Annotated in this window: 24 protein-coding genes and 1 pseudogene; 15 read left to right on the forward strand and 10 right to left on the reverse strand. The window is 69.7% G+C overall.

What is annotated here, in order from left to right; all coding sequences use genetic code 11:
* Positions 1–323 (reverse strand): annotated as a pseudogene (locus ACFFJD_RS14085) (MFS transporter); the annotation flags it as partial.
* Positions 324–470: 147 nt separating this feature from the next.
* On the opposite strand from ACFFJD_RS14085, the gene holA reads away from it, so the two are divergent.
* Positions 471–1,433, forward strand: coding sequence for a DNA polymerase III subunit delta (gene holA, locus ACFFJD_RS14090; RefSeq protein WP_382365223.1), 963 nt, complete (start codon positions 471–473; stop codon positions 1,431–1,433).
* Positions 1,434–1,582: 149 nt separating this feature from the next.
* Here the strand turns inward: holA and rpsT are convergent, their stop codons facing one another.
* Positions 1,583–1,843, reverse strand: a complete 261-nt coding sequence (rpsT, locus tag ACFFJD_RS14095) for a 30S ribosomal protein S20 (RefSeq protein ID WP_382365225.1) — start codon at positions 1,841–1,843, stop codon at positions 1,583–1,585.
* Between the two features lie 250 nt (positions 1,844–2,093).
* Between rpsT and ACFFJD_RS14100 the strand changes: the two genes are divergently transcribed.
* Positions 2,094–3,233: a sulfotransferase family protein gene (locus ACFFJD_RS14100; protein WP_382365341.1), complete on the forward strand. Its 1,140-nt coding sequence runs from the start codon at positions 2,094–2,096 to the stop codon at positions 3,231–3,233.
* Positions 3,234–3,252: 19 nt separating this feature from the next.
* On the opposite strand, the gene ACFFJD_RS14105 is transcribed toward ACFFJD_RS14100, so the two are convergent.
* Together ACFFJD_RS14105 and ACFFJD_RS14110 are read right to left on the reverse strand one after the other, a co-directional pair.
* Complete coding sequence (locus ACFFJD_RS14105) at positions 3,253–3,669, reverse strand: type II toxin-antitoxin system PemK/MazF family toxin (RefSeq protein WP_382365227.1); 417 nt, start codon at positions 3,667–3,669, stop codon at positions 3,253–3,255.
* On the reverse strand, positions 3,666–4,334 hold the full coding sequence (locus ACFFJD_RS14110) for an alpha/beta hydrolase family protein (RefSeq protein ID WP_382365229.1): 669 nt from the start codon (positions 4,332–4,334) through the stop codon (positions 3,666–3,668). Before ACFFJD_RS14110 ends, ACFFJD_RS14105 begins: the two co-directional genes overlap by 4 nt.
* Positions 4,335–4,379: 45 nt before the next feature.
* On the opposite strand from ACFFJD_RS14110, the gene lepA reads away from it, so the two are divergent.
* The 8 genes from lepA to ACFFJD_RS14150 all read left to right on the forward strand — a co-directional run bounded on the left by lepA (position 4,380) and on the right by ACFFJD_RS14150 (position 14,353).
* Positions 4,380–6,278, forward strand: a complete 1,899-nt coding sequence (gene lepA / locus ACFFJD_RS14115) for a translation elongation factor 4 (RefSeq protein ID WP_382365231.1) — start codon at positions 4,380–4,382, stop codon at positions 6,276–6,278.
* Between the two features lie 41 nt (positions 6,279–6,319).
* Positions 6,320–8,377, forward strand: a complete 2,058-nt coding sequence (locus tag ACFFJD_RS14120) for a M3 family metallopeptidase (RefSeq protein ID WP_382365233.1) — start codon at positions 6,320–6,322, stop codon at positions 8,375–8,377.
* Between the two features lie 51 nt (positions 8,378–8,428).
* Positions 8,429–8,629, forward strand: a complete 201-nt coding sequence (locus ACFFJD_RS14125; protein ID WP_382365235.1) for a hypothetical protein — start codon at positions 8,429–8,431, stop codon at positions 8,627–8,629.
* Positions 8,630–8,824: 195 nt separating this feature from the next.
* On the forward strand, positions 8,825–9,865 hold the full coding sequence (locus tag ACFFJD_RS14130; protein WP_382365343.1) for a sulfate ABC transporter substrate-binding protein: 1,041 nt from the start codon (positions 8,825–8,827) through the stop codon (positions 9,863–9,865).
* Positions 9,862–10,695: a sulfate ABC transporter permease subunit CysT gene (gene cysT, locus ACFFJD_RS14135; RefSeq protein ID WP_382365237.1), complete on the forward strand. Its 834-nt coding sequence runs from the start codon at positions 9,862–9,864 to the stop codon at positions 10,693–10,695. The genes ACFFJD_RS14130 and cysT overlap by 4 nt, the downstream gene beginning before the upstream one ends.
* Complete coding sequence (cysW, locus tag ACFFJD_RS14140) at positions 10,692–11,603, forward strand: sulfate ABC transporter permease subunit CysW (RefSeq protein WP_382365239.1); 912 nt, start codon at positions 10,692–10,694, stop codon at positions 11,601–11,603. The genes cysT and cysW overlap by 4 nt, the downstream gene beginning before the upstream one ends.
* A gap of 2 nt (positions 11,604–11,605) precedes the next feature.
* A complete protein-coding gene (locus ACFFJD_RS14145; protein WP_382365241.1) occupies positions 11,606–12,601 on the forward strand; it encodes a sulfate/molybdate ABC transporter ATP-binding protein in 996 nt (331 codons plus the stop codon).
* A 126-nt stretch (positions 12,602–12,727) separates the two neighbouring features.
* Positions 12,728–14,353 (forward strand): AMP-binding protein, encoded by a 1,626-nt coding sequence (locus ACFFJD_RS14150; RefSeq protein WP_382365243.1) that lies wholly within the window; start codon positions 12,728–12,730, stop codon positions 14,351–14,353.
* On the opposite strand, the gene ACFFJD_RS14155 is transcribed toward ACFFJD_RS14150, so the two are convergent.
* From ACFFJD_RS14155 to ACFFJD_RS14175, 5 genes are read right to left on the reverse strand one after another with little or no spacing between them, the layout of a single operon-like run.
* The gene (locus tag ACFFJD_RS14155) at positions 14,344–15,084 is read right to left on the reverse strand and encodes a sirohydrochlorin chelatase (RefSeq protein ID WP_382365245.1); all 741 of its coding nucleotides are present in this window, start codon (positions 15,082–15,084) and stop codon (positions 14,344–14,346) included. The two genes, ACFFJD_RS14150 and ACFFJD_RS14155, sit on opposite strands and share 10 nt — an antisense overlap.
* Positions 15,084–16,400 (reverse strand): sulfate adenylyltransferase subunit 1, encoded by a 1,317-nt coding sequence (locus ACFFJD_RS14160; RefSeq protein WP_382365247.1) that lies wholly within the window; start codon positions 16,398–16,400, stop codon positions 15,084–15,086. Before ACFFJD_RS14160 ends, ACFFJD_RS14155 begins: the two co-directional genes overlap by 1 nt.
* Positions 16,400–17,380 carry a sulfate adenylyltransferase subunit CysD gene (cysD, locus tag ACFFJD_RS14165; protein ID WP_382365249.1) on the reverse strand — a complete coding sequence of 327 codons (981 nt, stop codon included), beginning with the start codon at positions 17,378–17,380 and terminating at the stop codon, positions 16,400–16,402. The genes ACFFJD_RS14160 and cysD overlap by 1 nt, the downstream gene beginning before the upstream one ends.
* Entirely contained in the window at positions 17,359–18,090 is a 732-nt protein-coding gene (locus ACFFJD_RS14170; protein WP_382365251.1) for a phosphoadenylyl-sulfate reductase, read from the reverse strand. The genes cysD and ACFFJD_RS14170 overlap by 22 nt, the downstream gene beginning before the upstream one ends.
* Before the next feature lie 10 nt (positions 18,091–18,100).
* Positions 18,101–19,825 carry a nitrite/sulfite reductase gene (locus tag ACFFJD_RS14175; protein WP_382365254.1) on the reverse strand — a complete coding sequence of 575 codons (1,725 nt, stop codon included), beginning with the start codon at positions 19,823–19,825 and terminating at the stop codon, positions 18,101–18,103.
* Between the two features lie 301 nt (positions 19,826–20,126).
* Here ACFFJD_RS14175 and hemW point away from each other — a divergent pair, with 301 nt between their 5' ends.
* Positions 20,127–21,332, forward strand: a complete 1,206-nt coding sequence (gene hemW, locus ACFFJD_RS14180; protein WP_382365256.1) for a radical SAM family heme chaperone HemW — start codon at positions 20,127–20,129, stop codon at positions 21,330–21,332.
* A 7-nt stretch (positions 21,333–21,339) separates the two neighbouring features.
* On the opposite strand, the gene ACFFJD_RS14185 is transcribed toward hemW, so the two are convergent.
* Entirely contained in the window at positions 21,340–21,771 is a 432-nt protein-coding gene (locus ACFFJD_RS14185; RefSeq protein ID WP_382365258.1) for a type II toxin-antitoxin system VapB family antitoxin, read from the reverse strand.
* Between the two features lie 97 nt (positions 21,772–21,868).
* Here ACFFJD_RS14185 and hrcA point away from each other — a divergent pair, with 97 nt between their 5' ends.
* The 4 genes from hrcA to ACFFJD_RS14205 are packed head-to-tail and all read left to right on the forward strand — an operon-like array spanning position 21,869 to position 25,594.
* The gene (hrcA, locus tag ACFFJD_RS14190; protein WP_382365260.1) at positions 21,869–22,903 is read left to right on the forward strand and encodes a heat-inducible transcriptional repressor HrcA; all 1,035 of its coding nucleotides are present in this window, start codon (positions 21,869–21,871) and stop codon (positions 22,901–22,903) included.
* Between the two features lie 29 nt (positions 22,904–22,932).
* The gene (gene dnaJ, locus ACFFJD_RS14195; RefSeq protein ID WP_382365262.1) at positions 22,933–24,087 is read left to right on the forward strand and encodes a molecular chaperone DnaJ; all 1,155 of its coding nucleotides are present in this window, start codon (positions 22,933–22,935) and stop codon (positions 24,085–24,087) included.
* Positions 24,084–24,842: a 16S rRNA (uracil(1498)-N(3))-methyltransferase gene (locus ACFFJD_RS14200; protein ID WP_382365264.1), complete on the forward strand. Its 759-nt coding sequence runs from the start codon at positions 24,084–24,086 to the stop codon at positions 24,840–24,842. The genes dnaJ and ACFFJD_RS14200 overlap by 4 nt, the downstream gene beginning before the upstream one ends.
* Positions 24,839–25,594, forward strand: a complete 756-nt coding sequence (locus ACFFJD_RS14205; RefSeq protein ID WP_382365266.1) for an alpha/beta hydrolase family protein — start codon at positions 24,839–24,841, stop codon at positions 25,592–25,594. Before ACFFJD_RS14200 ends, ACFFJD_RS14205 begins: the two co-directional genes overlap by 4 nt.
* The last annotated feature ends 129 nt before the right edge of the window (positions 25,595–25,723 follow it).

Consider the following 25,723-nt stretch of genomic DNA (forward strand, 5'->3'; position numbering starts at 1 on the left):
CCGGCGATCAGCATGCAGCAGAATCGCGCGGCGGTCCCGTCGAGGAGGCCGAAGGCGGCGGTGGCGGCGGCGATCGCCGGGAAGCTCCCGATGAACACCGCGCGCTGGGTGCCGGTGCGGTCGGCCAGGGAGCCGAACAGGGGTGCGGCGAGGGTACCGAGGTAGAAGGCCGCCACCACCGCGCCGACCGCGTACTCACCCCGCGTATCCATCGACAGGGGAATCAGGATCGGCACGATCCCGCTGACCACCAGACCGACCAGCATGTACCCGGCGAACCAGGGCTGCAGTAGGCCGCGGCGGACGATTGGGGGGCTTTGCACGGTTTGAGTATCGCCGATCGGCGGGCACGACAGGCCGCGCTTGGCCGTCCGGCGACGCCGATTGGCCCGTTGGGGGCAACGCTTTCATTGTGGAGTGAGTGGTCCTGGGCGGCGGCGCGGTCGGGGGTTCGTGGCACGATGGGCGTCGTGAGTGATCGGCTGTATCTGCTGCTAGGCGACGACGACTTCCTGACCGGTCGGGTGATCAAACAGGTCGCGGCGCAGCAGTCGCGCGATGCGGGGGAGGACGTCCCGGTCACGCGGGTGCGCGCCGGTGAGGTCAGCGGACCGGAACTGGCGGAGCTGCTGAGTCCGTCGCTGTTCGCCGAGGACCGCATCGTGGTGCTGGAGTCGGCGGCCGACGCGGGCAAGGAACCGGCCGGGCTGATCACGGCGACCGCCAAATCGTTGCCCGAGGGGATCACGATGATGTTGATCCATACCGGCGGCGGCCGGCAGAAGGCGATGGTGGGTGAGCTGCGCAAGGCCGGCGCGGTCGAGGTCGAGTGCGCCGCCCCCAAGTGGCCGTCCGAGCGGGTCGACTTCGTCCGCAAGGAGTTCCGGTCCCTCGGGGTGCGCGTCAGCGCCGACGTGGTGGAGCTGGTCACCGATCTGGTCGGTTCCGATCTGCGGGAGCTCTCGGCGGCCTGCCACCAGCTGGTCTCCGACACCGGAGGCAAGGTGGACGAGGCGGCGGTGCGCACCTACTACGTGGGTCGCCCGGAGGTGACCGGCTTCGAGGTGGCCGACAAGGCGGTGACCGGCGATCTGGCCGGTGCCCTCGAGGCGCTGGCCTGGGCCCAGCACCATGGCACCGCGCGCGTGCTGCTGGCCGACGCGCTGGCCGAGGCCGTGCACGCCATCGCGCGCGTGCGCTCGTTCGGGCCGGGTGACAAGTTCTCGATCGCCTCCGAGCTCGGCATGCCGCCGGGCCGGGTGGGCAAGGTGCAGGGCCAGGCGCGGGCCTGGGACACCGCCTCCATCGGGCGGGCGGTGCTCGTCGTGGCCGATCTCAACGGCGCGGTCAAGGGGCAGGCGGCCGATGCCGACTACGCGCTCGAGCACGCGGTGTCCACGGTCGCGCAGCTGCGGCCCCGGCGCGGCCGGTAGTCGCCCGGCCGGTCGTCAGGGGTGCGCCCGGCGCCCGGAGGGTGCAGACGACGTTCACCCCGACGACCGCGTGGATATCGTCGGGGTGAACGGTGAAGCCATGAGGACCGAAACGGTCGACTCGGGGTGCGGCCGGGGCCGCGGTGGAATCAGAGCTTGTTGACAGCCACAGACATGGCCGACTTCTTGTTGGCGGCCTGGTTCTTGTGGATGATGCCCTTGCTGGCGGCCTTGTCGAGCTGGCGGCTGGTGGCGGCCAGCATGGCTGCGGCCTCGTCCTTGTTGCCGCCGGCGACGGTCTCGCGGAAGTTGCGGATCGAGGTACGGAGGGCGCTGCGCACCGACTGGTTGCGCTGACGGGCAGCCTCGTTGGTCTTGTTCCGCTTGATCTGCGACTTGATGTTTGCCACGCGTATTTCCTTACATCCTTGGTCAGCCGCGTCCTGCGACTGCTGTTTTTCTCGTTTGACGTGTGCTGGAAGATCGCCGAACGACCTGCCCGATCGGACCGCTCGACGGGCGCGCGATCCGATGTCACTGCAACAGCGTTCTAGATTACCAGCGGGGTAGACCCGCCCCAAATCCACCGGTACGGGTCGAGGCCTCGGCGGCGGGTCCGTCGGTCCGCTCGCCACGGCGCGACCTATGCTGAGCAGCATTATGTCGATTGTCTACGTCCATGTCGGACTGCCCAAAACCGGGACCACGCACTTGCAAGATCGCCTGTGGGTGAACCGGGATCTGGCGTTGGAGAAGGCCGGGCTGCTGTACCCGGGTGTGACGATGGAGGACCACTTCCACGCCGCGGCCCACCTGCAGCCCGAGCGTTACCTGGCGTGGGCCACCCCGGAGCGGGCGGGTGCCTGGCCGACGATGGTCGCCCAGATGAAGGCGTGGCCGGGCACGTCGGTGGTCTCGCACGAGCTGTACGCCAATGCCAAGGACCAGCACATCGCGAAGCTGATGGACGACCTGTCGTTCGCCGACGAGGTGCACGTGATCCTCACAGTGCGGGATCTGGCGCGGCAGTTGCCGTCGGTGTGGCAGGAGAACGTCAAGAATCAGCGCCCGGCGTCGTTCGACGACTTCCTGGCCTCGGTGGCGCGCTACCGGCACGCCGACCCGGTGGCCGACGGCTTCGCCGAGGAGCCGTTCTGGGAGTACCAGGACTACGTGGCGGTGGTGGAGAAGTGGGCCAAGGTGCTCCCGCCGGAGCGCATTCACATCGTCACCGTGCCCGCAGCCGGGACCGCGCGGCCAGGCGACGGCCTGTGGGAGCGCTTCCTGTCGGTGCTCGGCGTGGACCCGGCGATGCTGCCGAAGGTCGGGGAACGCGACAACACGTCGTTGTCGGCACCGCAGACGGAGTTCCTGCGCCGGCTCAACAGCCGGATCCAGCCAGCCGACATCGACTGGTGGCGCTACGAAGGCATCGTCAAGCGGCGTTTCATCGGTGAGGCCCTGCGGGCGACCAGCGCGGGCAAGCCTCTCGGACTCACCGCGGAGCAGCGGGTCTGGGCGGCCGAGCAGTCCGACGACATGATCGCCACGCTCGAACGGTCCGGCTACGCGATCACCGGGACGCTCGACGATCTGCGCGTGGACCTGAGTGTCGACGGCGACGAGGCGCCGCCGCCCACTGCCGAAGAGGCGTTGGAAGCGGGCCTGGATGCCCTGGCCTACTGGGTCAAGACCATGCCGAACCCGGAGCCGCGGCCAGCGTTGAAGACGCGGGCGCGCGACGTCGCGCGGCGGGTCAAGCGTCGGGCGGTGGGTCTGCGCGATCGCCTGCCGCGCTGATCGGCGCCGACCCGACGGGTCAGCGCCAGCGGTAGCGGGAGCGGAGTTCGTCGGCGACGACGCCGAACTGGTCGGCCGCGCAGATCGCGCCCTCGCGTCGGATGCCGTGCTCGGCCACCACCAGCACCCGGTCCAGTCGGACGAAACTCTCCCGGCGGTCGGCGTCCCACGCGCCGGCGCCGAGGGACACCCAATCGTCGTCGTCGCGGTGGTAGTCCTTCGACGAGAGCATCAGGCCCAGCAGATCGTCACCCTGCCGCCCGACCACCAGCACCGGACGATCCTTGCCCTGGGTCGGGTCTTCCTCGAACGGCACCCACGTCCAGACGATCTCGCCGGGGTCGGCGGCACCGTCGAGATCGGGTGCGTAGACGATCTCGCGGGCCAACTCCCCGGTCGGTCGATCGGCCAGCGGGCCGCGTCGTCGGTCGCTCATTCGGCGGCCTCCCCGGTGGGGTTCCCGAAGAACTCGTCGACGGCCTCGGCGGTCAGGTCGCCCACTCCGCTGCGCTCGGGTTTGAGTCCGTGATCGGCGCGCTCCACCTCGACGATGCGCACCGGGCCCGCGAAAAGCTCTGCCGCGGCGGTGATCTCGGCGGACGTGGCGAAGGCATCGCTGCGGCCGTGAATGATCAGGGTCGGCGTGGTGATGTCCGGCAGGTGCTGCGTCCGCGCCTTCTCCGGCTTGCCCGGCGGATGCAGCGGGTACGACGTCAGCAGCAGGCCGTCGGCCACCGACGGATCCTCGGCCACCAGCATGGAGGCCTGCCTGCCCCCGTACGACTGGCCGCCGACGATCAGCGGGCCCACCGGCACCGACGGCCGCAGCGCGGCGACGGCCGCGCGGATGCCGGCACGGTCGGCGGCGGCTCGCGACGGCGACGGCGGCCCCTTGGGGCGCTGCTGGCGGTAGGGCAGGTCGATCCGCGCGACGGCCCACGAGCGGGCCGCCAGGGCGTCCGACAGTGCGCGCAGCAACGTCGAGTTCCGGTCGCTGCCGGCGCCGTGCGCCAGGACCAGCAGGCCACGGGGATTCTCCGGGCACACCAGGGCGGCCGCCACCCCGTCCTCGATCACGACCGATTCCGATCCCACGCTCATGGCGTTCACCCTAACGACGCCGCTGGTCGGGCGTCGGCTCGGTTCGTGAGAGACTGGAAGCAACCTTCGCCCCAAGGAGCAGTCGCCATTTCCACGTTCGCCGACCAGACGTTCACCGATCCTTCGCGGATCCGAAACTTCTGCATCATCGCTCACATCGACCACGGCAAGTCGACGCTGGCCGACCGCATGCTGCAGCTGACTGGCGTCGTCGCCGACCGCGACATGCGGGCCCAGTACCTGGACAAGATGGATATCGAGCGGGAGCGCGGTATCACCATCAAGGCGCAGAACGTGCGCCTGCCGTGGACCATCACCGAGGACGACGGCACCAAGACCGACTACGTCATCCACCTCATCGACACCCCCGGCCACGTCGACTTCACCTACGAGGTCTCGCGTGCGCTGGAGGCCTGCGAAGGGGCCATCCTGCTGGTCGACGCCGCGCAGGGCATCGAGGCTCAGACCCTGGCGAACCTGTACCTGGCGATGGAGAACGACCTCACCATCATCCCGGTCCTCAACAAGATCGATCTGCCCGCCGCCGATCCGGACCGCTACGCCGCCGAGATCGCGCACATCGTCGGCTGCGAGCCCGAGGACGTGCTGCGCGTGTCCGGCAAGACCGGTGTCGGCGTGCCCGAACTCATCGACGCGGCCATCCGGCAGATTCCGGCACCGGTCGGCGACGCGGACGGGCCCGCCCGCGCCATGATCTTCGACTCGGTCTACGACACCTACCGCGGCGTGGTGACCTACGTCCGCGTGGTCGACGGCAAGATCCTGCCGCGCGAGAAGATCCAGATGATGTCCACCGGGACCACGCACGAGCTGCTCGAGGTGGGCATCGTCTCCCCGGAGTCGAAGGCCTCCGCGGGTCTGGGCGTCGGCGAGGTGGGTTACCTGATCACCGGCGTGAAGGACGTGCGCCAGTCGAAGGTCGGTGACACCGTCACCACCGCGCGCAACGGCGCGCCCGAACCCCTCACCGGCTACCGCGAACCGCGGCCGATGGTCTATTCGGGCCTGTACCCGCTGGACGGCTCGGACTACCCGGTGCTGCGCGAGGCGCTGGAGAAGCTGCAGCTCAACGACGCGGCCCTGACCTACGAGCCGGAGACGTCGGTGGCGCTCGGCTTCGGCTTCCGCTGTGGCTTCCTCGGTCTGCTGCACATGGAGATCACCCGTGAGCGGCTCGAGCGCGAATTCGGGCTCGACCTGATCTCGACGGCGCCGAACGTGGTGTACCGCGTGGTGCTCGACGACGGTTCCGAGCGCATCGTCACCAACCCGTCGGACTGGCCGGAAGGCAAGACCCGCAGCATCTTCGAGCCGGTGGTCAAGACCACCGTGATCGCGCCGAGCGAGTTCATCGGCGCCATCATGGAGCTGTGCCAGTCGCGACGCGGTGAACTCGGCGGCATGGACTACCTGTCCGAGACCCGGGTGGAACTGCGCTACACCCTGCCGATGGCGGAGATCATCTTCGACTTCTTCGACGCGTTGAAGTCGCGCACCCGCGGCTACGCCAGCCTCGACTACGAGGAGGCCGGCGAGCAGGAAGCCGATCTGGTCAAGGTCGACATCCTGCTGCAGGGTGAGGCCGTGGACGCCTTCAGCGCGATCGTGCACAAGGACGCCGCCTACGCCTACGGCAACAAGATGGCGCTCAAGCTCAAGGACCTGATCCCGCGTCAGCAGTTCGAGGTGCCTATCCAGGCCGCGATCGGCGCCCGGATCATCGCCCGCGAAAACATCCGCGCCATCCGCAAGGACGTGCTCGCCAAGTGCTACGGCGGCGACATCAGCCGTAAGCGCAAGCTGCTGGAGAAGCAGAAGGAAGGCAAGAAGCGGATGAAGACGATCGGCCGCGTCGACGTCCCGCAGGAGGCCTTCGTGGCGGCGCTGAGCACCGAGGCGGGCGACAAGCCGAAGGGCAAGTAGCCGCCGGGGTGCTCGCCGCGGCACATGGCAGAGTGGGGCGTATGAGTGAATTCGCCGCCTCGCCGGTGCTCGCCGACTCCGGACTCCCGTACGACCTGCCGGATTTCGCGCGGATCTCCGACGACGACTTCCTGCCCGCCTACGACCTGGCCCTGCCTGCGCACCTGGCGGAGGTCGCCGCGATCGCCGAGAACCCGGAGCCGCCGACGTTCGCCAACACGATCGGTGCGCTGGAGGCGTCGGGCCGGCCGTTGGCCCGCGCCAACGGGATCTTCTTCAATCTCGAAGGGGCGGACAGCAATCCGCAGCGGTCGCAGATCGCGCAGGAATTGGCCGTGCGCCTGACCGAGCATCGGAACGCGATCGCGATGAACCCGGCGCTGTTCGCGCGCATCGCCGACGTCTACCGGCGGAGCGAGGCACTCGGGCTCAGCGAGCCGCAACGCAGGCTGACCGAGCGGAAGTACCGCGACGCGGTGCGCGCCGGTGCCGGACTCGACGACGCGGGCCAGGCCGAGATGCGCCGCATCGCCGCGCGCCTGGCCACCCTGACCACCGAGTTCTCCCAGAAGCTGCTCGACGACACGAACGCCTCGGCCGTGCACCTGCCGGACGAGGCGCAGACCGCGGGGCTCTCGACCGGTGAGATCGCGGCCGCTCGCCGCGCCGCCGCCGAGAAGGGTCTCGACGGGTACCTGGTCGCGCTGGAACTGCCCACCAGCCAGTCGTCGGTGGCCAAACTGACGTCGCCGCAGGTGCGCGACCGGGTGTTCCAGGCCTCCGTCGACCGCTGCGCACGGGGCAACGAGAACGACACGCGCGCAATGATTCTGGAGATCGTCGAGCTGCGTGCGCGCCGCGCGCAGCTGCTCGGCTACGCCAACCACGCCGAGTTCGTGATCGCCGAGGAGACGGCGCCGGATCCGGCGGCCGTCGCCGATCTGCTCCGCGAGCTGGGGGCCGCGGCGAGGGCGGCGGGGGAGCGGGAACTGGCCCGTCTCCGTGAGCACCACGGCGGTCCGCTCGGACCGGCCGATGTGACCTTCGCGCTGGCCGCCTGGCAGCGCGCGCAGGGCGGCACCGACCCGGAGGCCGGGGGAATCGACGAGTTCGAGCAGTACTGCGAGCTCGACGCCGTGCTGCACGACGGCGTCTTCGCCGCCGCCGGGGAACTGTACGGGCTCTCGTTCACCGAGCGCCCCGATCTGCACGGCTATCACCCCGACGTGCGGATCTGGGAGGTCTTCGACGCCGACGGGAACGGCATCGGCCTGTTCCTCGGCGACTTCTACGCCCGCGCGTCCAAGCGCGGCGGCGCATGGATGAACACCGTCGTCGACCAGTCCGGTCAGCTCGGCACCCGGCCGATCGTGGTCAACGTCCTGAACCTGACCAAGCCCGAGCCGGGGCGAGGCTGCCTGCTGTCGCTGGACCAGCTGGTCACCGCGTTCCACGAATTCGGCCACGCCGTCCACGGTCTGCTCTCGGCGGTGGAGTTCGTGTCCCAGTCGGGCACGTCCGTCCCGCGCGACTTCGTCGAGTTCCCGTCGCAGGTCAACGAGATGTGGGCGCTGCACCCGGATGTGGTGACGCGCTACGCCCGCCACGCCGAGACCGGCGAGCCGGCCCCGGCGGCGCTGCTCGAGGCGGTGCGGGCCGCCGGCGACGTGGAGTCGGCCCATTCGACCGTCGAGTATCTGGCTGCGGCCGCGCTCGACCTGGCCTGGCATCGGCTGTCCGTCGACGACCTGCCCGACGACGTCCTGGCCTTCGAGGCCCGGGCGCTCGCCGACGCGGGCCTGGCGTCGGACCTGATCCCGCCGCGCTACCGCAGCAGCTATTTCAATCACATTTTCGGCGGCGGGTACTCCTCGGCCTACTACAGCTACATCTGGTCGGAGATCCTCGACGCCGAGACCGAACAGTGGTTCCTCAAAGGCGGTGGGCTGCAACGGGTTCTGGGTCGGGCCTTTGCCGATGCGGTGCTCTCTCGCGGGGACAGCGCCGACCCGGTGGCGGCCCACGCGGCGATGCTCGGGAGGCCCGCGACGATCGATCCGCTGCTGCGCCGACGCGGGCTTGCCGCGGCGACCGAGTAGCCTGGTTTAAGTCAGCGTGGGATTAAGTGTGCGGGTGTCGAGGAGGTGGCGGTGAGCGGGTTTCTCTCGTGGTGGGACGGCGTCGAGGAATGGTTGACCGGACTGTCGTTCGTACCGCAGCTGCTCGTCACCCTCGTGGTGCTGATTCCGCTGGCGACCGGCCTCGCCTGGTTGGTGAATCTGCTGGTGGTCTGGGTGTTTTCGCAGTTCGATCGGCGCGATGTGGGCGACGATCACGGAGTAGGGGTCTGACGCATGTTTCGTTCGAAGGTCACCTGGGCGCTTGCCGGGCTGATGGTGCTCGTGTTGATCGCCTGGCTCCTGACCTGACCTAGCACAGCGCCGACGCCGCGCACAGCGCCGCGGCGCGGCCGGTCGTCGTTCGTTGAGCGGCCCCGGACGGATTGCTAGCTTTTCCAGGTGCACTCAATCGGTTTGCGTAAGCGTATTCGGCAGGCGGGCGCCCTCGTGCTCGCGGCGACGCTGGCCTGGGTGCTGACCGCGTGCGGCGGTGGCTCCACCGACACTCCCGGCGGAATCGACATCTCCTCCGGGGATCGGCACGTGAACCTGGTCGCGTACGCGGTCCCCAAGACCGGCTACGACCTCGTGATCCCCGCCTTCCGCGCGACCGCCGAGGGTGCGGGCATCGGCTTCTCGCAGTCCTACGGCGCCTCCGGCGACCAGTCCCGCAAGGTGGCCCGCGGGCTGCCCGCGGACGTGGTGAACTTCTCCATCGCCCCGGACATCACCCGCCTGGTCAAGGCCGGTGTGGTGGACGAGGACTGGGCGCAGCAGGCGCCCAACGACTCGGTGCCCTTCGGGTCGGTGGTGGCGCTGGTGGTGCGCGAGGGCAACCCCAAGAACATCCACGACTGGTCGGATCTGTTGCGCCCCGGCGTCTCGGTGGTGACCCCGAACCCGGGCAGCTCGGGTGCGGCCAAGTGGAATCTGCTGGCGCCCTACGCGGTGGCCAGCGAGGGCGGACGGAATCCGGCCGCCGGGCTCGACTACGTGCGCACGCTCGTCGGCGAGCACGTGCGCGTGCTGCCCAAGTCCGGGCGCGAGGCCACCACGGCCTTCGAGCAGGGCCAGGGCGACGTGCTGATCAGCTACGAGAACGAGGCGATCATGCTGACCCGGCACAACGAGACCGCCGACGCCGGGCAACGCGTGGAGTACGTGATCCCGCCGCAGACCTTCAAGATCGAGAACCCGGTGGCCGTGGTGAACACCTCCCACGACCGGGCGGCGGCCCGGGCCTTCGTCGACTTCCTGTTCACCCCGGACGCGCAACGCCTGTGGGCGCAGGCCGGTTTCCGGCCCGTCGACCCGACGGTGAGCGCCGAGACCACCGGGCTGTTCCCCGGTCGGATCGACCGGTTGTGGACCGTCGACGACCTCGGCGGGTGGCCCGTGATCGACAAGACCCTGTTCGGTTCGTCCGGAGCGATCAGCAAGATCTACGACGAGGAGTCCCGCCGATGACCGCCGTCGACCATGCCCCGCCCCGCGGCGGCCGGCGCTGGCGGGCGGACAACCCGCTCACCCTCGGCGTCGCCGGACTGTGGCTGACGGTGATCGTGCTGTTGCCGCTGATCGCGATCGGCTCCAACGCCTTCGACGACGGCTGGTCCGGCTTCTGGGATGCGGTCACGGCGCAGGGCTCGCTGGACACGCTGCGCATCACCGTCCTGATGTCGGTGGTGGTGGCCCTGATCAACGTGGTCTTCGGCACCGTCATCGCCTGGGTCCTGGTGCGCGACGATTTCTGGGGCAAGGGGTTCGTCAACGCGATCATCGACCTGCCCTTCGCGTTGCCGACGATCGTGGCGTCGCTGGTGCTGCTGTCGCTGTACGGGCCGAACAGTCCGATCGACGTGCATCTGGCGGCCACCCAGCCCGGCGTGGTGGTGGCCCTGACCTTCGTGACGCTGCCGTTCGTGGTGCGTCAGGTGCAGCCGGTGCTGTTGGAGGTCGATCGCGACGTGGAGGAGGCCGCGGCGGTGCTCGGCGCGCGCAACGGCGTCATCTTCCGGCGCATCGTGCTGCCGGCCCTGGCGCCGTCGATCCTGACCGGCATGGGTCTGGCCTTCACCCGAGCGATCGGGGAGTTCGGCTCGGTGGTGCTGATCGGCGGCAACATTCCGGACAAGACCCAGGTGGCCTCGCAGTACATCCAGCAGCAGATCGAGGTGGACCAGCCCGTCGCGGCCGCGGCCGTCTCGGTGGTGCTGCTGGCCATCGCCTTCGCGGTGCTGCTGCTGCTTCGGGTGGCCGGGCGCACCCAGCAACGCCGCGAGGAGGCCACGGCATGATCGTCTCGCGCTGGACCAAGTACGGGCTGCGCACCGTCGCACTGGTGTACTTGACCATCCTGCTGGTGATTCCGGTGGGCCTGATCTTCTGGCGGTCCTTCGAACCGGGCCTCGGACAGTTCTGGGAGTGGATCACCACCCCCGCGGCCATCTCCGCGCTCCAGCTGTCGCTGATCATCGTGGCGATCGTGGTGCCGTTGAACGTGGTCTTCGGTGTGCTGACCGCGTTGGCCCTGGCCCGCGGACGGTTCCGCGGGAAGGGCCTGATGCAGGCCGTGGTGGACCTGCCGTTCGCGGTCTCGCCGGTGGTCGCCGGCGTCGCCCTGATCGCCCTCTGGGGCAGCCAGGGCTGGTTCGGCGGCATCGAGTCGCTGGGCTTCCGGGTGATCTTCGGGGTGCCCGGCATGGTGCTGGCGACGCTGTTCGTGACCCTGCCGTTCGTGGTGCGCGAGGTGGAGCCGGTGCTGCACGAGATCGGCACCGAGCAGGAGGAGGCCGCCGCGACCCTGGGCGCCAACGCCTGGCAGACGTTCTGGCGCATCACCCTCCCGGCCATCCGGTGGGGCCTGACCTACGGCGTGGTGCTCACCATCGCCCGCTCCCTCGGCGAGTACGGCGCGGTCACGATGGTGTCGTCGAACATGCCGGGGGTGTCGCAAACGCTGACGCTGCTGGTCCATTCGCGGTACACCGATGACTACAACGAGTACGGCGCGTACGCGGCGGCGACCCTGCTGATGATGGTCGCGATCGCCGCGCTGGTGATCATGACGCTGATCGAACGACGGTCCCGGGGGCGCGTGGTGGATGCCGGCGAGCTGGCGGCGCCGGAAGCGCTCGTGGAGGCCACCATCGACCAGACCGCCGACCACACCGACGACAACCGCCCCGCGGGCGAGGAAAGGTAGCCGTGTCCATCTCAGTTCGAGGCGCCAACAAGCACTACGGGGACTTCGCCGCGCTCGACGACGTGTCCATCGACATCCCGGCCGGATCGCTCACCTCGCTGCTCGGGCCGTCCGGGTCGGGCAAGTCGACCCTGCTGCGGGCCATCGCCGGGCTGGACAGCTTGGACTCGGGGGTCATCGAGATCAACGGGCGGGACGTGTCCAAGGCCTCGCCCCAGCAGCGCGACATCGGTTTCGTCTTCCAGCACTACGCCGCGTTCAAGCACATGACGGTGCGCGAGAACATCGCGTTCGGGCTCAAGATCCGCAAACGCCCGAAGGCCGAGGTGGACAAGAAGGTCGACGACCTGCTGGAGATCGTGGGGCTGGGGTTCGTGCAGCGGCGCTACCCGGCGCAACTGTCCGGCGGTCAGCGCCAGCGCATGGCCCTGGCGCGCGCCCTGGCCGTCGATCCGCAGGTGCTGCTGCTCGACGAGCCGTTCGGCGCCCTCGACGCCAAGGTGCGTGACGATCTGCGGCGCTGGCTGCGTCAGCTGCACGAGGAGGTGCACGTGACTACCGTCCTGGTGACCCACGATCAGCAGGAGGCCCTGGACGTCAGCGACCGGATCGCGGTGCTGAACAAGGGGCGCATCGAACAGGTGGGCACCCCCGACGACCTGTACGACCGGCCCGACAACGTCTTCGTCGCCTCCTTCCTCGGCTCGGTGTCGCGGCTCAACGGCCAGCTGGTGCGTCCGCACGACATCCGTATCGCCCGCACCCCGGAGATGACCTATCCGCCGACCGACGTCACGCTGGACACCGGCGTGGTGCGCGCGACGGTCAAGCGGGTGGTGAATCTCGGGTTCGAGACGCGGATCGAGTTGATTGCGGCCAACACCGGCGAGGAGTTCATCGCGCAGATCACCCGTGGCGACCAGAACGCCATGGAGCTGTCGGCCGGGCAGACGGTGTACGCCCGGGCCACCGCGGTGCCGCATCTGGCCGCGGACTGAACCACCGCCCGTCGCAGCGGGCCCACCGTTGGTCTCAGATTCAACGAGAAATTAGGTGGCACCTAGTGCCACGACTACTGTGATGAGGGATACCTTCTCGCCTCGATCACAGAGAGAATCACGTCGATGACTCAGCCCGCCCGCACCGGACTCAACACCCCGCTCACGCCGCTGCATTTCCTGGATCGGGCCGCACGAGTGCACCCGAACAAACTCGCCGTGATCGACGGCGGCCGCCGCCTCACCTACGGCGAACTGTCGGCGGACGTCACCCGGCTCGCGAGCGCGCTCCGCGCCTCCGGCGTGGCCCCCGGCGACCGCGTCACCTACCTGGCGACGAACTCGCTGGAACTGCTCGCCGCGCACTTCGCGGTGCCGCTGATCGGCGGCGTGCTCGTCGCGGTGAACACCCGGCTCGCGCCCGAGGAGGTCCGCTACATCTGCGACCACTCCCAGTCGGTGCTGCTCATCGGTGACGGCCCGCTGCTCGACGGCCTGCGCGAGGTGAGCTTCGAGACGGTCCGCGAGATCGTGGAGACCCCGAGCCAGGACGGCGAGTACGAGGGGGTGGCGGTCCGCTACGACGAACTGGTGGCGCGCGGCGACGCCGACGACCGGTTCGAGTGGGACGTCGACGACGAGGACACGATCATCTCGATCAACTACACCTCCGGCACCACCGGCCAGCCCAAGGGCGTGATGTACACCCACCGCGGCGCCTACCTGGCCTCGCTCGGCAACGTGGTGACCCAGAAGTTCTCCATCGACACCAACTACCTGTGGACGCTGCCGATGTTCCACTGCAACGGCTGGTGCGGACCGTGGGCGCTGACCGCGGCGGCCGCGACGCACGTGTGCCTGCGCGCGGTGCGCGGCGACGACATGTGGCGCCTGATCGACACCGAGAACATCAACCAGATGTCCGGCGCCCCGACCGTGCTGAGCACCCTGGCGACCGCCCCCGAGGCGCACCCGATGGACACCCCGATGGCGATCGCCACCGCCGGCGCCCCGCCCAGCCCGACCATCATCAAGGCCATCCACTACCTCGGCATCGAGATCATCCACGTCTACGGCCTCACCGAGACCTACGGCCCGTACGCGGTCTGCGAACCCGATCCCAGCTGGGCCTCCCTGTCCGCGGAGGAGCTCTCGGTGCGCATGGCCCGCCAGGGCGTCGGCATGCTGACCGCCGACCGGCTGCGCGTGGTCCACCCCGACCTGCGCGGCGGCGAACTGGTCGACGTGGCCGCCGACGGCGTGGAGATGGGGGAGATCGTCATGCGCGGCAACGTGGTGATGAAGGGCTACTACGCCGACACCGAGCGCACCGACGAGGCCTTCGCCGGCGGCTGGTTCCATTCCGGCGACCTCGGCGTGATGCACCCGGACGGCTACGTCCAGCTGCTCGACCGCGCCAAGGACGTGGTGATCTCCGGCGGCGAGAACATCTCCACCATCGAGGTGGAGCAGGCGGTGGTCAGCCACCCGGACGTGCTCGACGTCGCGGTGATCGGGGTGCCCGACGACAAGTGGGGCGAGCGCCCGAAGGCCTACGTGGTGCTGGCCGCCGGTTCAGCCGCCACCGAGGCCGACGTGATCGCCCACGTCAAGAGTAAGATCGCGTCCTACAAGGCACCGCGCGAGGTGGAGTTCCTCGACGAACTGCCGAAGACCTCGACCGGCAAGATCCGGAAGAACGAGCTGCGCGACGAGGCCTGGGGCGACACCCGCACCCGCATTCAGGGCTGATGCGCGGGCCGTCGGACCGCCGCGCCGGCCAGGCGCGTGATCGCGTTGATCAGGGCCGGATGATCGGCCAGCGGTCCGGCGACCAGTGACCCGGGGGCGATCTGGTCCAGCCTGCGTTCGACGCGCTCGGTGAGCAGCCCCGCGGACAGGAACAGCGGGGAGGCGGCCACGCGTTCGGCGCCCCGAGCGGCCAGCGCGTCGACGGCCGTGCGGACCGCGGCGCCGTCGGGTCCGAGGCGGGTGGCGAAGACCGTCGCCACCGGCACGCCCAGCACGCCGGACAGTTCCCGGCCGCGTTCGACGATGGACGCATCCGAACCCGCGTCGGACGAGCCGACGGCGTACATGAGCACGCCGTCGCCGGCTCGCAGCCCGGCCTCGGTGAGCCGATCCACCAGCGCGGGCACCGGCGAGTACCGCCCGAGGACCGGGGTCTGCACGACCCGCAGATCCGGTGTGCGCTGCGCGGCCCGGGCCAGCAGCGCGGGCAGATCCACCTTGGAGTGGTAGCCGTCGCCGAAGAGCAACGGGATCACGGTGACCTCACCGGACAGATCGGCGAGGACGTCCTGGACCAGCGGCTCGTCGAGGTCGAGATAGGCGAGATCGACGCGGGTGCCCGGCAGGGCCCGGCGGGTGGCCGCGGCCACCCGCCGGGCCGTCGCCGCGAAGCGCGGGTCCCGGCTGCCGTGCGCCACCAGGAGGATGCGCGCGGCGGTCGAGGTCCACATCAGCGCAGGTTCAGGCTCGTCAGGACGTCGCCGACGAGGCCGGCGCCCAGGGTGTTGCCGCCCGCCGGATCGATCAGCAGGAAGCTGCCGGTCTCGCGGTTCACCCGGTAGTCGTCGGCGGCGATCGGCTCGGCCGTGGTCAACGAGATCCGGCCGATCTGGTTGAGCTCCACCGACTCCGGCGCCTCGACCAGGGCCAGGTTCTGCTCATCGAACAGCGTCTCGAGGCCGCCGACGATCACCGGCGTGGTCTTGGTGCCGTGCTTGAGCAGCAGGCGAGCACCGGCCCGCAGCGGCTTGTCACCCAACCAGCAGACCGTGGCGGTGAACTGCTGGCTCGGTTCCGGGGCATCGGCGACCGCGGCGATCAGATCCCCGCGGGAGACGTCGATGTCGTCGGCCAGCAGCAGCGTCACGCTGCGTCCGGTGTGCGCGGTAGCGAGCGCGCCGTCGGGGGTGTCGATGCTCACCACGCGCGAGCGCTGCCCGGACGGCTGCACCACGATCTCGTCGCCGACCGCCACCCGGCCGGCGGCGATCTGGCCGGCGTAGCCGCGGTAGTCGGGGTACTCGGCGGTGCGCGGGCGGATCACGTACTGCACCGGAAAGCGCAGCCCCACCGCACGACGGTCCGGCTGATTCGACACCGATTCCAGGTGCTCGATCAGCGTCGGGCCGCTGTAGTACGGGGTGTTTTCGCTGCGGCGGGCGATGTTGTCCCCGTGCAGGGCCGACACCGGGATGGCCAGCACCGCGTCGTCGGCGTAGCCGAGGGAGCGGGTGACCTCGCCGAATTGCTCGGTGACCTCGGCGAACACCGCGCCCGGGTCGTCGACCAGGTCGATCTTGTTGACCGCCAGCACCAGTCGGGGCACCCCGAGCAGCGCCATCACCGCGGCATGCCGCCGGGTCTGGGCGACGAGGCCGTTACGGGCGTCCACCAGCAGGATCACCAGCTGCGCGGTGGAGGCGCCGGAGACGGTGTTGCGGGTGTACTGCACGTGGCCGGGGGTGTCGGCCAGCACGAAGCTGCGCGCCGGCGTCGCGAAGTAGCGGTACGCCACGTCGATGGTGATGCCCTGCTCGCGCTCGGCGCGCAGGCCGTCGACCAGCAGCGACAGGTCGGGGGTGTCCATGCCGCGGTCCACCGAGGCCTTGGTCACCGCGTCGATCTGGTCGGCGAGCACCGACTTGGTGTCGAACAACAGTCGTCCCACGAGGGTGGACTTGCCGTCGTCGACGCTGCCCGCGGTCGCGATGCGCAGCAGATCGGCGCCGGCGCGCACGGTCGGGGAGTCGAGGGTGGGTGTGCTCATCAGAAGTATCCTTCGCGCTTGCGGTCTTCCATGGCGGCCTCGGAGACGCGGTCGTCGCCGCGGGTGGCACCACGTTCGGTGAGACGGGAGGCGGCGACCTCGGCCAGCACGGCCTCGTTGTCACGGGCCTCGGACAGCACCGCGCCGGTGGTCGATCCGTCGCCGACGGTGCGGTAGCGCACCGTGCGGGTCTCGACGACGTCGTCCTCGCCGGGGCCGCCCCACGAGCCGGACGTCATCCACATGCCGTCGCGGTTGTACACCTCGCGCTCGTGCGCGTAGTACAGCGGCGCCAGCAGCACCTGCTCGCGGGCGATGTACCGCCAGATGTCCAGCTCGGTCCAGTTACTGAGCGGGAAGACGCGCACGTGCTCGCCGGGGGCGTGCCTGCCGTTGTACAGGTTCCATAGTTCCGGGCGCTGCCGCTTGGGATCCCACTGGCCGAAAGCGTTGCGCAGGGAGAAGATCCGCTCCTTGGCGCGGGCCCGCTCCTCGTCGCGACGCGCGCCGCCGAACACCGCGTCGAAGCGGTTCTCGGCGATGCCGTCGAGCAGCGGGATGGTCTGCAGCGGATTGCGGATGCCGTCCGGGCGTTCGGCGAGGCGGCCGTCGGCCAGGTAGTCCTCCACCTTGGCCACGTGTAGCCGCAGGTTGTGGCGTTCGACGATCTCGTCGCGGAACTCGATGATCTCGGGCAGGTTGTGCCCGGTGTCCACGTGCAGGAGGGCGAAGGGCAGCGGTGCCGGCCAGAAGGCCTTCAGCGCCAGGTGCAGCAGCACCGTGGAGTCCTTGCCGCCCGAGAACAGGATCACCGGGCGCTCGAACTCGCCGGCCACCTCGCGGAAGATGTGGATGGCTTCGGACTCGAGCGCGTCGAGAGTGGTGAAGTCGTCACCGTCGACGAGGTCGGCGGCGGTGTCGGCCAGGGGATGGAGGACCTGGGATTCGTTGATGATGCTCATGAGGCGTGCAACCCGCATTCTGTCTTGGCGCTGCCGGCCCAACGGCCGCTGCGCGGATCGGCTCCGGCGGCTGGTTTGACGGTGCAAGGGGCGCACCCGATCGACGGGTAACCGTCGTCGACCAGCGGATTGACCAGCACTCCGTGGGCGTCGATGTAGTTCTGGAACTGCTCGTCGCTCCAGGCGGCGAGCGGATTGATCTTGACCAGGCCGAAACCCTCGTCGAACGAGATGAGGGGGGCGTTGGCCCGGGTGGGCGCCTCCACTCGGCGGACGCCGGTGACCCAGGCCCGGTACGGGGTCAGTGCCGAGGCCAGCGGCACCACCTTGCGCAGGCGGCAGCACTCCGCCGGGTCGGTGGCGAACAGGTCCTTGCCGAGGGCCGAATCCTGTTGGGCGGGAGTCTGTTCGGGCTCGACGTTCACCAGGTCGAGGTCGTAGATGTCGACGACCGCGTCGCGGGTGCCCAGGGTCTCGACGAAGTGGTAGCCGGTGTCCAGGAACAGCACCTTGAGCTTTTCGCCGTGGACGGCGCCCGGGTCGATCGCCTTGCTGGCGACGTCGACGAGCACCGCATCCTGCATGTTGGCCGCGATGATGAAGTCGTTGCCGAAGGTCTCGGCGGTCCAGGCCAGCAACTCTTCGGCGGAGGCATCGGGGCCCAGCAGCTGAGCGCCGGCCTCGGCGATCTCGCGCAGTTCCGCGGTGTCGGTGGTGGTGGATGTCATCGGCTACTCCTCACTGCAGTCGAGCGTCGTCGGCGCGGACGGCCCATTCGGCGAATCGCTCGCCCTCGTGGCGGCCGTCGATGAAATTGCGCACCAGACGTTCGATGTAGGTGGTCGCGTCGTCGGCGACGATCTTGTGCTGGCGGAGCTTGCGGCCGAAACCGCTGTCGAAGCCGAGCGAACCGCCCAGGTGCACCTGGAAGCCTTCGACGGCGTTGCCGTCGGCGTCGTTGATCAGCTGTCCCTTGAGGCCGATGTCGGCCACCTGCACGCGTGCGCACGAGTTGGGGCAACCGTTGAAGTTGATGGTGATCGGCACGTCGAGCTGCTCGTTCAGCTCGGCCAGGCGCGATTCCATCTCCGGCACCAGCGCCTGCGAGCGGCTGCGGGTCTCGGTGAAGCTGAGCTTGCAGAACTCCAGGCCGGTGCACGCGATCAGGTTGCGACGCCACCGCGACGGGCGCGAGGTGAGGCCCACGGCCTCCAGGTCGGCGTCGAGACCGGCCAGCTTGTCGTCGGCGACGTTGACGATCACCAACTTCTGGTACGGGGTGAAGCGCACCGAATCGCTGCCGGCGCGCTCGGCGGCGTCGGCGATGGCGAACAGGACGGTGTCCGACAGGCGGCCGGAAACCGCCGAGAAGCCCACCGCGTTGCGGCCGTCGACCTGCTTGGTGCGGCCGACGTGGTCGATCGGATGCTTGGGCTGCTCGGGCGCCGGGCCGTCGATCAGGCGACGATCGAGGTACTCGTCCTCGAGCACCTGGCGGAACTTCTCCACGCCCCAGTCCTTGACCAGGAACTTCAGCCGGGCCTTGGACCGCAGCCGGCGGTAGCCGTAGTCGCGGAAGATGGCGATCACACCCTCCCAGACGTCGGCCACCTCGTCCAGCGGCACCCAGGCGCCCAGGCGCTGGGCGAACATCGGGTTGGTGGACAGGCCGCCGCCGACCCACAGGTCGAAGCCGGGGCCGTGCTCGGGATGCTCGACGCCGACGAAGGACACGTCGTTGATCTCGTGCACCACGTCCTGCTGGCCGGAGATCGCCGTCTTGAACTTGCGCGGCAGGTTCGAGTACTCGGGGTTGCCGATGTAGCGGCGCTTGATCTCGTCGATGGCGGGCGTCGCGTCGATCACCTCGTCGGCCGACAGCCCGGCCAGCGGGGAGCCGAGCATGCCGCGCGGGCAGTCGCCGCAGGCCTCGGTGGTCTGCAGGCCGACCGCGTCCAGACGACGCCAGATCTCCGGCACGTCCTCGATCCGAATCCAGTGGTACTGCAGGTTCTGGCGGTCGGAGATGTCGGCGGTGCCGCGCGCGAAGTCGCGGGAGATGCCGGCCAGGGTGCGGACCTGGTCCAGGTCGAGCTGCCCGCCGTCGGTGCGGACCCGCATCATGAAGTACGGGGCCTCGAGGTAGTCGATGTTGTCGTCGTGGGTGTGCGTGCCGTCGTAGCCCTCGGCACGCTGGGTGTACAGACCCATCCAGCGGAAACGGCCGCGCAGGTCGGCCTTGTCGATGCCGTCGAAGCCGGTCTTGGAGTAGATGTCGACGATGCGGTCGCGGACGTTGAGCGGGTCGTCGTCCTTCTTGATCTGCTCGTTCGGGTTCAGCGGTTCGCGATAGCCGAGCGCCCACTGGCCCTCGGTCGCCTTCTTCCGCGGTGCCCGCTTGCGCGGTGCGGCCGGGGCGACGGCGGTGTCGTCGCTCGGCGTGGCGGGGGTGGTCAGCGTCATGATTCTCCTCGCGCATCGAGGGTGCGATGCGTCACGGGGGACTGGGAACAGCACAAGCGGATCGGTGGCGCGGTGCGCCGAGATGAGCCGCAGAAGGGGTGAGACGGGGAGGGGCTTTACGCCAGACACGATGCGCTGTCACAGCGCATGAGGTCGATATGCCGCCGTGCGATGAGGCGGACTCCCGAAGTGGTCACGTCGACCATGGTGGCACGACCGGGGGCCGTCCGGCCAGTCCGGCGGCCAATTATCTGCACCGTGATTTTAACTTCGCGCCGCAGTGGTGGGCCATGATGGAGGCATGAGTCTGCGTGCGGCCCCGACCCCGTTGTCCAGTGCCGCCCAGGCCCGACTGGCCGCCGTCGACCCCGCGCGGCCCCTCAGTCTCTACCTGCACGTGCCGTTCTGCGCGACCCGCTGCGGCTACTGCGATTTCAACACCTACACCGCGGGCGAGCTGGGCTCGTCGACGTCGCCGGCGGCGTGGGCGGAGGCGGTGCGCGCCGAACTGGATGCCGCGGCGGCGCGCCTGACCCCGACCCGCCCCGTGCAGACGGTCTTCGTCGGCGGCGGCACCCCGTCGCTGCTGGGCGCCGACGGTCTGGCCGACCTGCTCGGTGCGGTGCGGTCGTCGTTCGAGTTGGCGCCCGACGCGGAGGTGACCACCGAGTCCAACCCCGAGTCGACGTCGCCGGAGTTCTTCGCCGGGCTCCGCGAGGCCGGGTACACCCGGATCTCCCTGGGCATGCAGTCGGCGGCCACGCACGTGCTGCGCGTGCTGGAGCGCCGGCACACCCCGGGTCGGGCGCTGGACGCCGCACGGGAGGCGGCCGCGGCCGGTTTCGAGCACGTGAACCTCGACCTGATCTACGGCACCCCGGGGGAGACCGACGACGATCTGGCGGCCTCGCTGGAGGCGGTGCTGTCGGTGCCGGTGGATCACGTCTCGGCGTACGCCCTGATCGTCGAGGACGGCACGGCGTTCGCCCGGAAGGTGCGGCGCGGCGAGATCCCGATGCCCGACGACGATGTGCTCGCCGCGCGCTACGAGCAGGTCGACGCAGCCCTGACCGAGGCCGGCATGGAGTGGTACGAGGTGTCCAACTGGGCGGCCGGCGGCACCGGATCCCACTGCCGACACAACGAGGCCTACTGGCGCAGCGACGACTGGTGGGGCATCGGTCCCGGTGCCCACTCCCACGTCAACGGCGTCCGGTGGTGGAATCAGAAACACCCCGCCACCTACGCCGACTCACTGGAGTCGGGGCTGCTGCCGGTGGGCGGCTTCGAGATGCTGACCGACGAGGACGCGCACACCGAGACGGTGATGCTGCGCCTGCGGATGCGATCGGGTCTGCCCGTGGCGGTGCTGTCGGCCGCCGAAACCGAGCGGGCGGCGCGGGCGGTCGACACCGGTCTGCTGAGCGTGCACGACGAGGCCTACGTGCTCACCGATCGCGGCCGGCTGCTCGCCGACGGGGTGATCCGCGACATCCTCGTCGACTGAGGGAGGCTCAGTCTCCGGCGCGATGGGCGCCGCCGCCGGCCGAGCGCCCGGCCCGTCGCGGATTCGCCGGGCGGGCGGGCACCGGGGCCAGCTGATCGGTGCGCTCGAGCGGCGCCTGCGCGGACACGGCGAACGCGCCGGAATCGGCGTCGAGGTCGAGCAGTCGGGCGTGAATGATGGTGCGGTTGCGCAGCGCCGAGCGCACGGCGCGGTGCAGGCCGTCCTCCAGATACAGCTCGCCGCGGTACTGGACCACGTGCGCGAACAGGTCGCCGTAGAAGGTGCTGTCCTCCGACAGCAGCTTGTCCAAGGCCAGGACGGTGGTCACCGGGGTGAGCTGATCCAAGCGGAACTGGCGCGGCGGAATCTGCGCCCATTCCCGTGTCGTCAGGCGCAGCGGGGGGTACGGCCGGCCTTCCCGAACACTCTTGAAGATCATCGTTCCCGGTTCTCTCTGTCTATTCACTAGAATTGGGGGCACCATCGGCGATGGTTCCGATCCACCATATGCACAAGTCTGTTTGGGAGGTGCCCGAGTGTCGAGCACAGACGACCGCCGCTTCGAGATCTTGCGCGCGATCGTGACCGACTTCGTGTCCACCCAGGAACCGATCGGATCCAAGGCGCTGGTCGATCGCCACCACCTCGGGGTCTCCAGCGCCACCGTCCGCAACGACATGGCGGTGCTCGAGGCGGAGGGGCTGATCATCCAGCCGCACACCAGTTCCGGGCGGGTGCCGACCGACAAGGGCTACCGACTGTTCGTCGACCGCATTCACGACGTGAAGCCGCTGTCGAAGGCCGAACGGCGCGCCATCCTGTCGTTCCTGGACCACGCCGTCGACCTCGACGACGTGCTGCGGCGCTCGGTGAAGCTGCTCGCCGAACTCACCCAGCAGGTGGCGGTGATTCAGTACCCGGTGCTCTCGACCGCGCGCGTGCGGCACCTGGAGGTGGTGGCGCTGAGCCCCAGTCGCCTCCTGTTGGTGGTCATCACCGACACCGGGCGCGTGGAGCAGCGCATGGTGTCGCTGCGCGACCGGCTGGAGGACGCGTCCCTGACGCAGGTGCGCAATCTGTTCGGCGCGGCCCTGGACGGCAAGCGCCTGGACGAGGCGACCGCCGCGGTGTCCGCGCTCACCGAGGACGCCCCGCCGGAACTGCAGCGGCCCATCCTGGAGATCGCGACCGTGCTGATCGAGACGCTGGTGGAGCGGCCGGAGGATCGGTTGGTCCTCGGGGGAACCTCGAACCTGGCGCGCAGCGCCGGAGACTTCGCGTTGGCGAGCAGCGGAATGGACACGGTGCTCGAAGCGTTGGAAGAGCAGGTCGTGGTGTTGCGTCTGCTGGCGCACACCCGCGACAACGATGCCGTCACCGTGCAGATCGGCGAGGAGACCCTGGTGGAGGACCTGCGAGGCACCTCGGTGGTGTCGACCGGGTACGGTGCTTCGGGCACCGTCTTCGGCGGCGTGGGTGTGGTCGGGCCGACCCGGATGGACTACCCGGGCACCATGGCTTCGGTCGCGGCGGTGGCGCGATATGTCGGCGAAGTGCTCGCCGGCCGCTAGAAGTTGAGCAAGTAAAGGACTGTCTGCACGTGGCTCGTGATTACTACGGCATTCTCGGGGTCTCCCGGGACGCCTCCGACCAAGACCTCAAGCGCGCCTACCGGCGCCTCGCACGGGAACTGCACCCGGATGTGAATCCGGACGAAGAAGAGCGGTTCAAGGAAGTGACCACGGCCTACGAGGTGCTCAGCGACCCGCAGAAGCGGAGCATCGTCGACGCCGGCGGTGATCCGCTGTCCAGCGGCGGCATGGGCGGCTTCGGCGGCGGTGGCGGTGACTTCGGCGGCCTCGGCGACATCTTCAACACTTTTTTCGGCGGGGGTGGCGGCGGCTTCGGCGGCGGCCGGGGACCCCGCGGGCGGGTGCGTCCGGGTGAACCCGCCCTGGTCGGCCTGACCCTGGATCTCGACGAGATCGCCTCCGGCGTCGATCGCGAGATCACCGTCGACACCGCGGTCCTGTGTGAACTGTGCGACGGCGCGGGAACCCGCGACAACTCGCGGCCGGTCACCTGCGGCACCTGCAAGGGCCAGGGCGAGATCCAGTCCGTGCAGCGCTCGTTCCTCGGCCAGGTCATGTCGGTGCGCGAATGCCCCGAATGCCACGGCGCCGGTGAAGTGATCCCCGACCCCTGCACCAAGTGCGGTGGCGACGGCCGCGTGCGCGCACGCCGCACCCTGACGGTGAAGATCCCCGCCGGGGTGGAGCAGGGCATGCGTGTCCGCCTGGCCGGTCAGGGCGAGGTGGGCCCCGGCGGCGGCCCCGCCGGCGACCTCTACGTGGAGATCAGCGAGAAGCCCGATGACGTCTTCGTCCGCGACAAGGACGACCTGCACTGCACCCTCCGGGTGCCGATGGTCGACGCCGCGCTCGGCTCCGAGATCGAGGTGGACACCGTGCTCGGCAGCACCGCCACCATCACCATCGAACCCGGAACGCAGCCGGGCACCGTGGTGACGGTGAAGAGCCGCGGCCTGCCGCACCTGAACACCGGTCTGCGCGGTCACCTGCACGCGCACCTGGAGGTGGTGGTGCCGACCAAGGTCGACAGCACCCAGAGCGATCTGCTGAGGCGCCTCCGGGACGCTGCCGACGACGACGTTGAATTGGTCACCGCCGGTTCCAAGGGGGCCGGCAAGGACGGCCTCTTCTCCCGACTCCGCAACGCGTTCTCCGGTCGATGACGCCGCCGGTCTTCTGGGTCGACGAGGTTCCGCGCGCCGGCGAGAGCGTGCTGGTGACCGGCCCGGAAGGCCGCCACGCGGTCACCGTGACCCGACTGCAGGTCGGGGAGTCGGTGGTCCTCGGGGACGGTCGCGGCAGCCGGGCCGAGGGCACGGTCAGCGAGGTCAGCGGCAAGGACCGGCTGACGGTGCGCGCCGGTCGCATCCAGTTCGTGGCCCGTCCGACCCCGACGGTGACGATCGTGCAGGCGCTGCCCAAGGCCGAACGCTCCGAGCTCGCCGTGGATCTGATGACCGAGGCCGGAGTGGACGTAATCGTCCCCTGGCAAGCCGCCCGCAGCATCGCCCGCTGGTCCGGTGCCAAGGCCGCCAAGGGTGTCGACAAGTGGCGCGCCACCGCGGCCACCGCCGCCAAGCAGGCCCGTCGCCCGTGGATCCCGGAGGTCCGCGACCTGTCGACCACCATCGACGTTCGTGACCTGTGCGCCCGCGTGCACGCCGACGGCGGGGTGGTCGCCATGCTGCACGAGGACGGCGCCACCGCCTTCGCGGAGGTGGACTTCACCGGCGCCGCCGAGGTGGTGCTGGTGATCGGCCCCGAGGGCGGGCTCACCGACCAGGAAGTGGCGGACCTGAGCGCACTCGGGGCGCGCTCGGTGGTCCTGGGGCCCGAGGTGCTGCGCACGGGGGCGGCCGGAGCGGTGGCGCTCGGTGCGCTCGGCGCGGTGACCGATCGGTGGGTGCGCCGACGATGAAGCGTCGCAAGCTCGCCTACGGTGATCATCCGTCGCAGTTCGGGCACCTGTACCTGCCCGACGTCGAACCGGGCGAACGCGCCCGGCTCATCGTGATGATCCACGGCGGCTCCTGGTCCACCGAGTTCGGCCTGACCATCGCCGGCTCGGTCTCGCGGGACCTCGCGCAGCGCGGCGCGGTGGTCTGGAACCTCGAATACCGCCGGGTCGAGGAGGGCGGGGGCTGGCCGCAGACCGGACGCGACGTGCTGGCCGCGCTGCGGCTGCTCGACGAGGCCGTCAGCGAGGAGCTGGCCCTGGCAGGCATCGTCGTCGACAAACAGAATGTGGCGGTCGTCGGGCACTCGGCGGGCGGACAGCTCGCCGCCTGGGCGGTGGCCCGGCTCGGGGCGCGGACGCAGCGCTACCGGTTCACCACGGTCATTCCGCAGTCGGCAGTGCTGGACCTCACGCTCGACGGAATCTGCGACAAACCGTCGGTGACCCGTTTCCTCGGCGCTTCCTACGACGAGGCGCCGCAGCGTTACCTCGACGCGTCGCCGGCGCATGCGCCCGTGGTCGACGTGCTGATCGCGGTGGTGCACACCACCGAGGATCGCGCCGTACCCGTCGAGCTGAGCAGGCATTACGTGGACGTGATGCGCGAGCGGGGGCAGCGGGTGACCCTCACCGAGGTACCCGGCGATCATGCGGCCTTCCTGGATCTGTCCAGCCGCGCGCATCGGCAGACGCTGCGCGAACTGGGACTCTGAGGCGTCGGCGAGTGAGTCGCGATACCGGAAACTCGTGGCGCGGACGGCCGGTTCGTCGGGCTAGGATCAAAGCAACGACCAGCGATTATCAGGAGTGAAGACCTTAGTGAGCGACGACGACCGGCCCGG

This window comes from Gordonia phosphorivorans, from assembly GCF_042432625.1.
Lineage (GTDB): Bacteria > Actinomycetota > Actinomycetes > Mycobacteriales > Mycobacteriaceae > Gordonia > Gordonia phosphorivorans.

What these genes read in the sequence shown, in the direction of transcription:
- ACFFJD_RS14100 (WP_382365341.1), top strand. Translation starts at nt 2,094, where the DNA reads ATGTCGATTGTCTACGTCCATGTCGGACTGCCCAAAACCGGGACCACG.
- ACFFJD_RS14105 (WP_382365227.1), bottom strand. Translation starts at nt 3,669, where the DNA reads ATGAGCGACCGACGACGCGGCCCGCTGGCCGATCGACCGACCGGGGAG.
- ACFFJD_RS14110 (WP_382365229.1), bottom strand. Translation starts at nt 4,334, where the DNA reads ATGAGCGTGGGATCGGAATCGGTCGTGATCGAGGACGGGGTGGCGGCC.
- ACFFJD_RS14120 (WP_382365233.1), top strand. Translation starts at nt 6,320, where the DNA reads ATGAGTGAATTCGCCGCCTCGCCGGTGCTCGCCGACTCCGGACTCCCG.
- cysT (WP_382365237.1), top strand. Translation starts at nt 9,862, where the DNA reads ATGACCGCCGTCGACCATGCCCCGCCCCGCGGCGGCCGGCGCTGGCGG.
- cysW (WP_382365239.1), top strand. Translation starts at nt 10,692, where the DNA reads ATGATCGTCTCGCGCTGGACCAAGTACGGGCTGCGCACCGTCGCACTG.
- ACFFJD_RS14150 (WP_382365243.1), top strand. Translation starts at nt 12,728, where the DNA reads ATGACTCAGCCCGCCCGCACCGGACTCAACACCCCGCTCACGCCGCTG.
- ACFFJD_RS14155 (WP_382365245.1), bottom strand. Translation starts at nt 15,084, where the DNA reads ATGTGGACCTCGACCGCCGCGCGCATCCTCCTGGTGGCGCACGGCAGC.
- ACFFJD_RS14160 (WP_382365247.1), bottom strand. Translation starts at nt 16,400, where the DNA reads ATGAGCACACCCACCCTCGACTCCCCGACCGTGCGCGCCGGCGCCGAT.
- cysD (WP_382365249.1), bottom strand. Translation starts at nt 17,380, where the DNA reads ATGCGGGTTGCACGCCTCATGAGCATCATCAACGAATCCCAGGTCCTC.
- ACFFJD_RS14170 (WP_382365251.1), bottom strand. Translation starts at nt 18,090, where the DNA reads ATGACATCCACCACCACCGACACCGCGGAACTGCGCGAGATCGCCGAG.
- ACFFJD_RS14175 (WP_382365254.1), bottom strand. Translation starts at nt 19,825, where the DNA reads ATGACGCTGACCACCCCCGCCACGCCGAGCGACGACACCGCCGTCGCC.
- hemW (WP_382365256.1), top strand. Translation starts at nt 20,127, where the DNA reads ATGAGTCTGCGTGCGGCCCCGACCCCGTTGTCCAGTGCCGCCCAGGCC.
- ACFFJD_RS14185 (WP_382365258.1), bottom strand. Translation starts at nt 21,771, where the DNA reads ATGATCTTCAAGAGTGTTCGGGAAGGCCGGCCGTACCCCCCGCTGCGC.
- ACFFJD_RS14200 (WP_382365264.1), top strand. Translation starts at nt 24,084, where the DNA reads ATGACGCCGCCGGTCTTCTGGGTCGACGAGGTTCCGCGCGCCGGCGAG.
- ACFFJD_RS14205 (WP_382365266.1), top strand. Translation starts at nt 24,839, where the DNA reads ATGAAGCGTCGCAAGCTCGCCTACGGTGATCATCCGTCGCAGTTCGGG.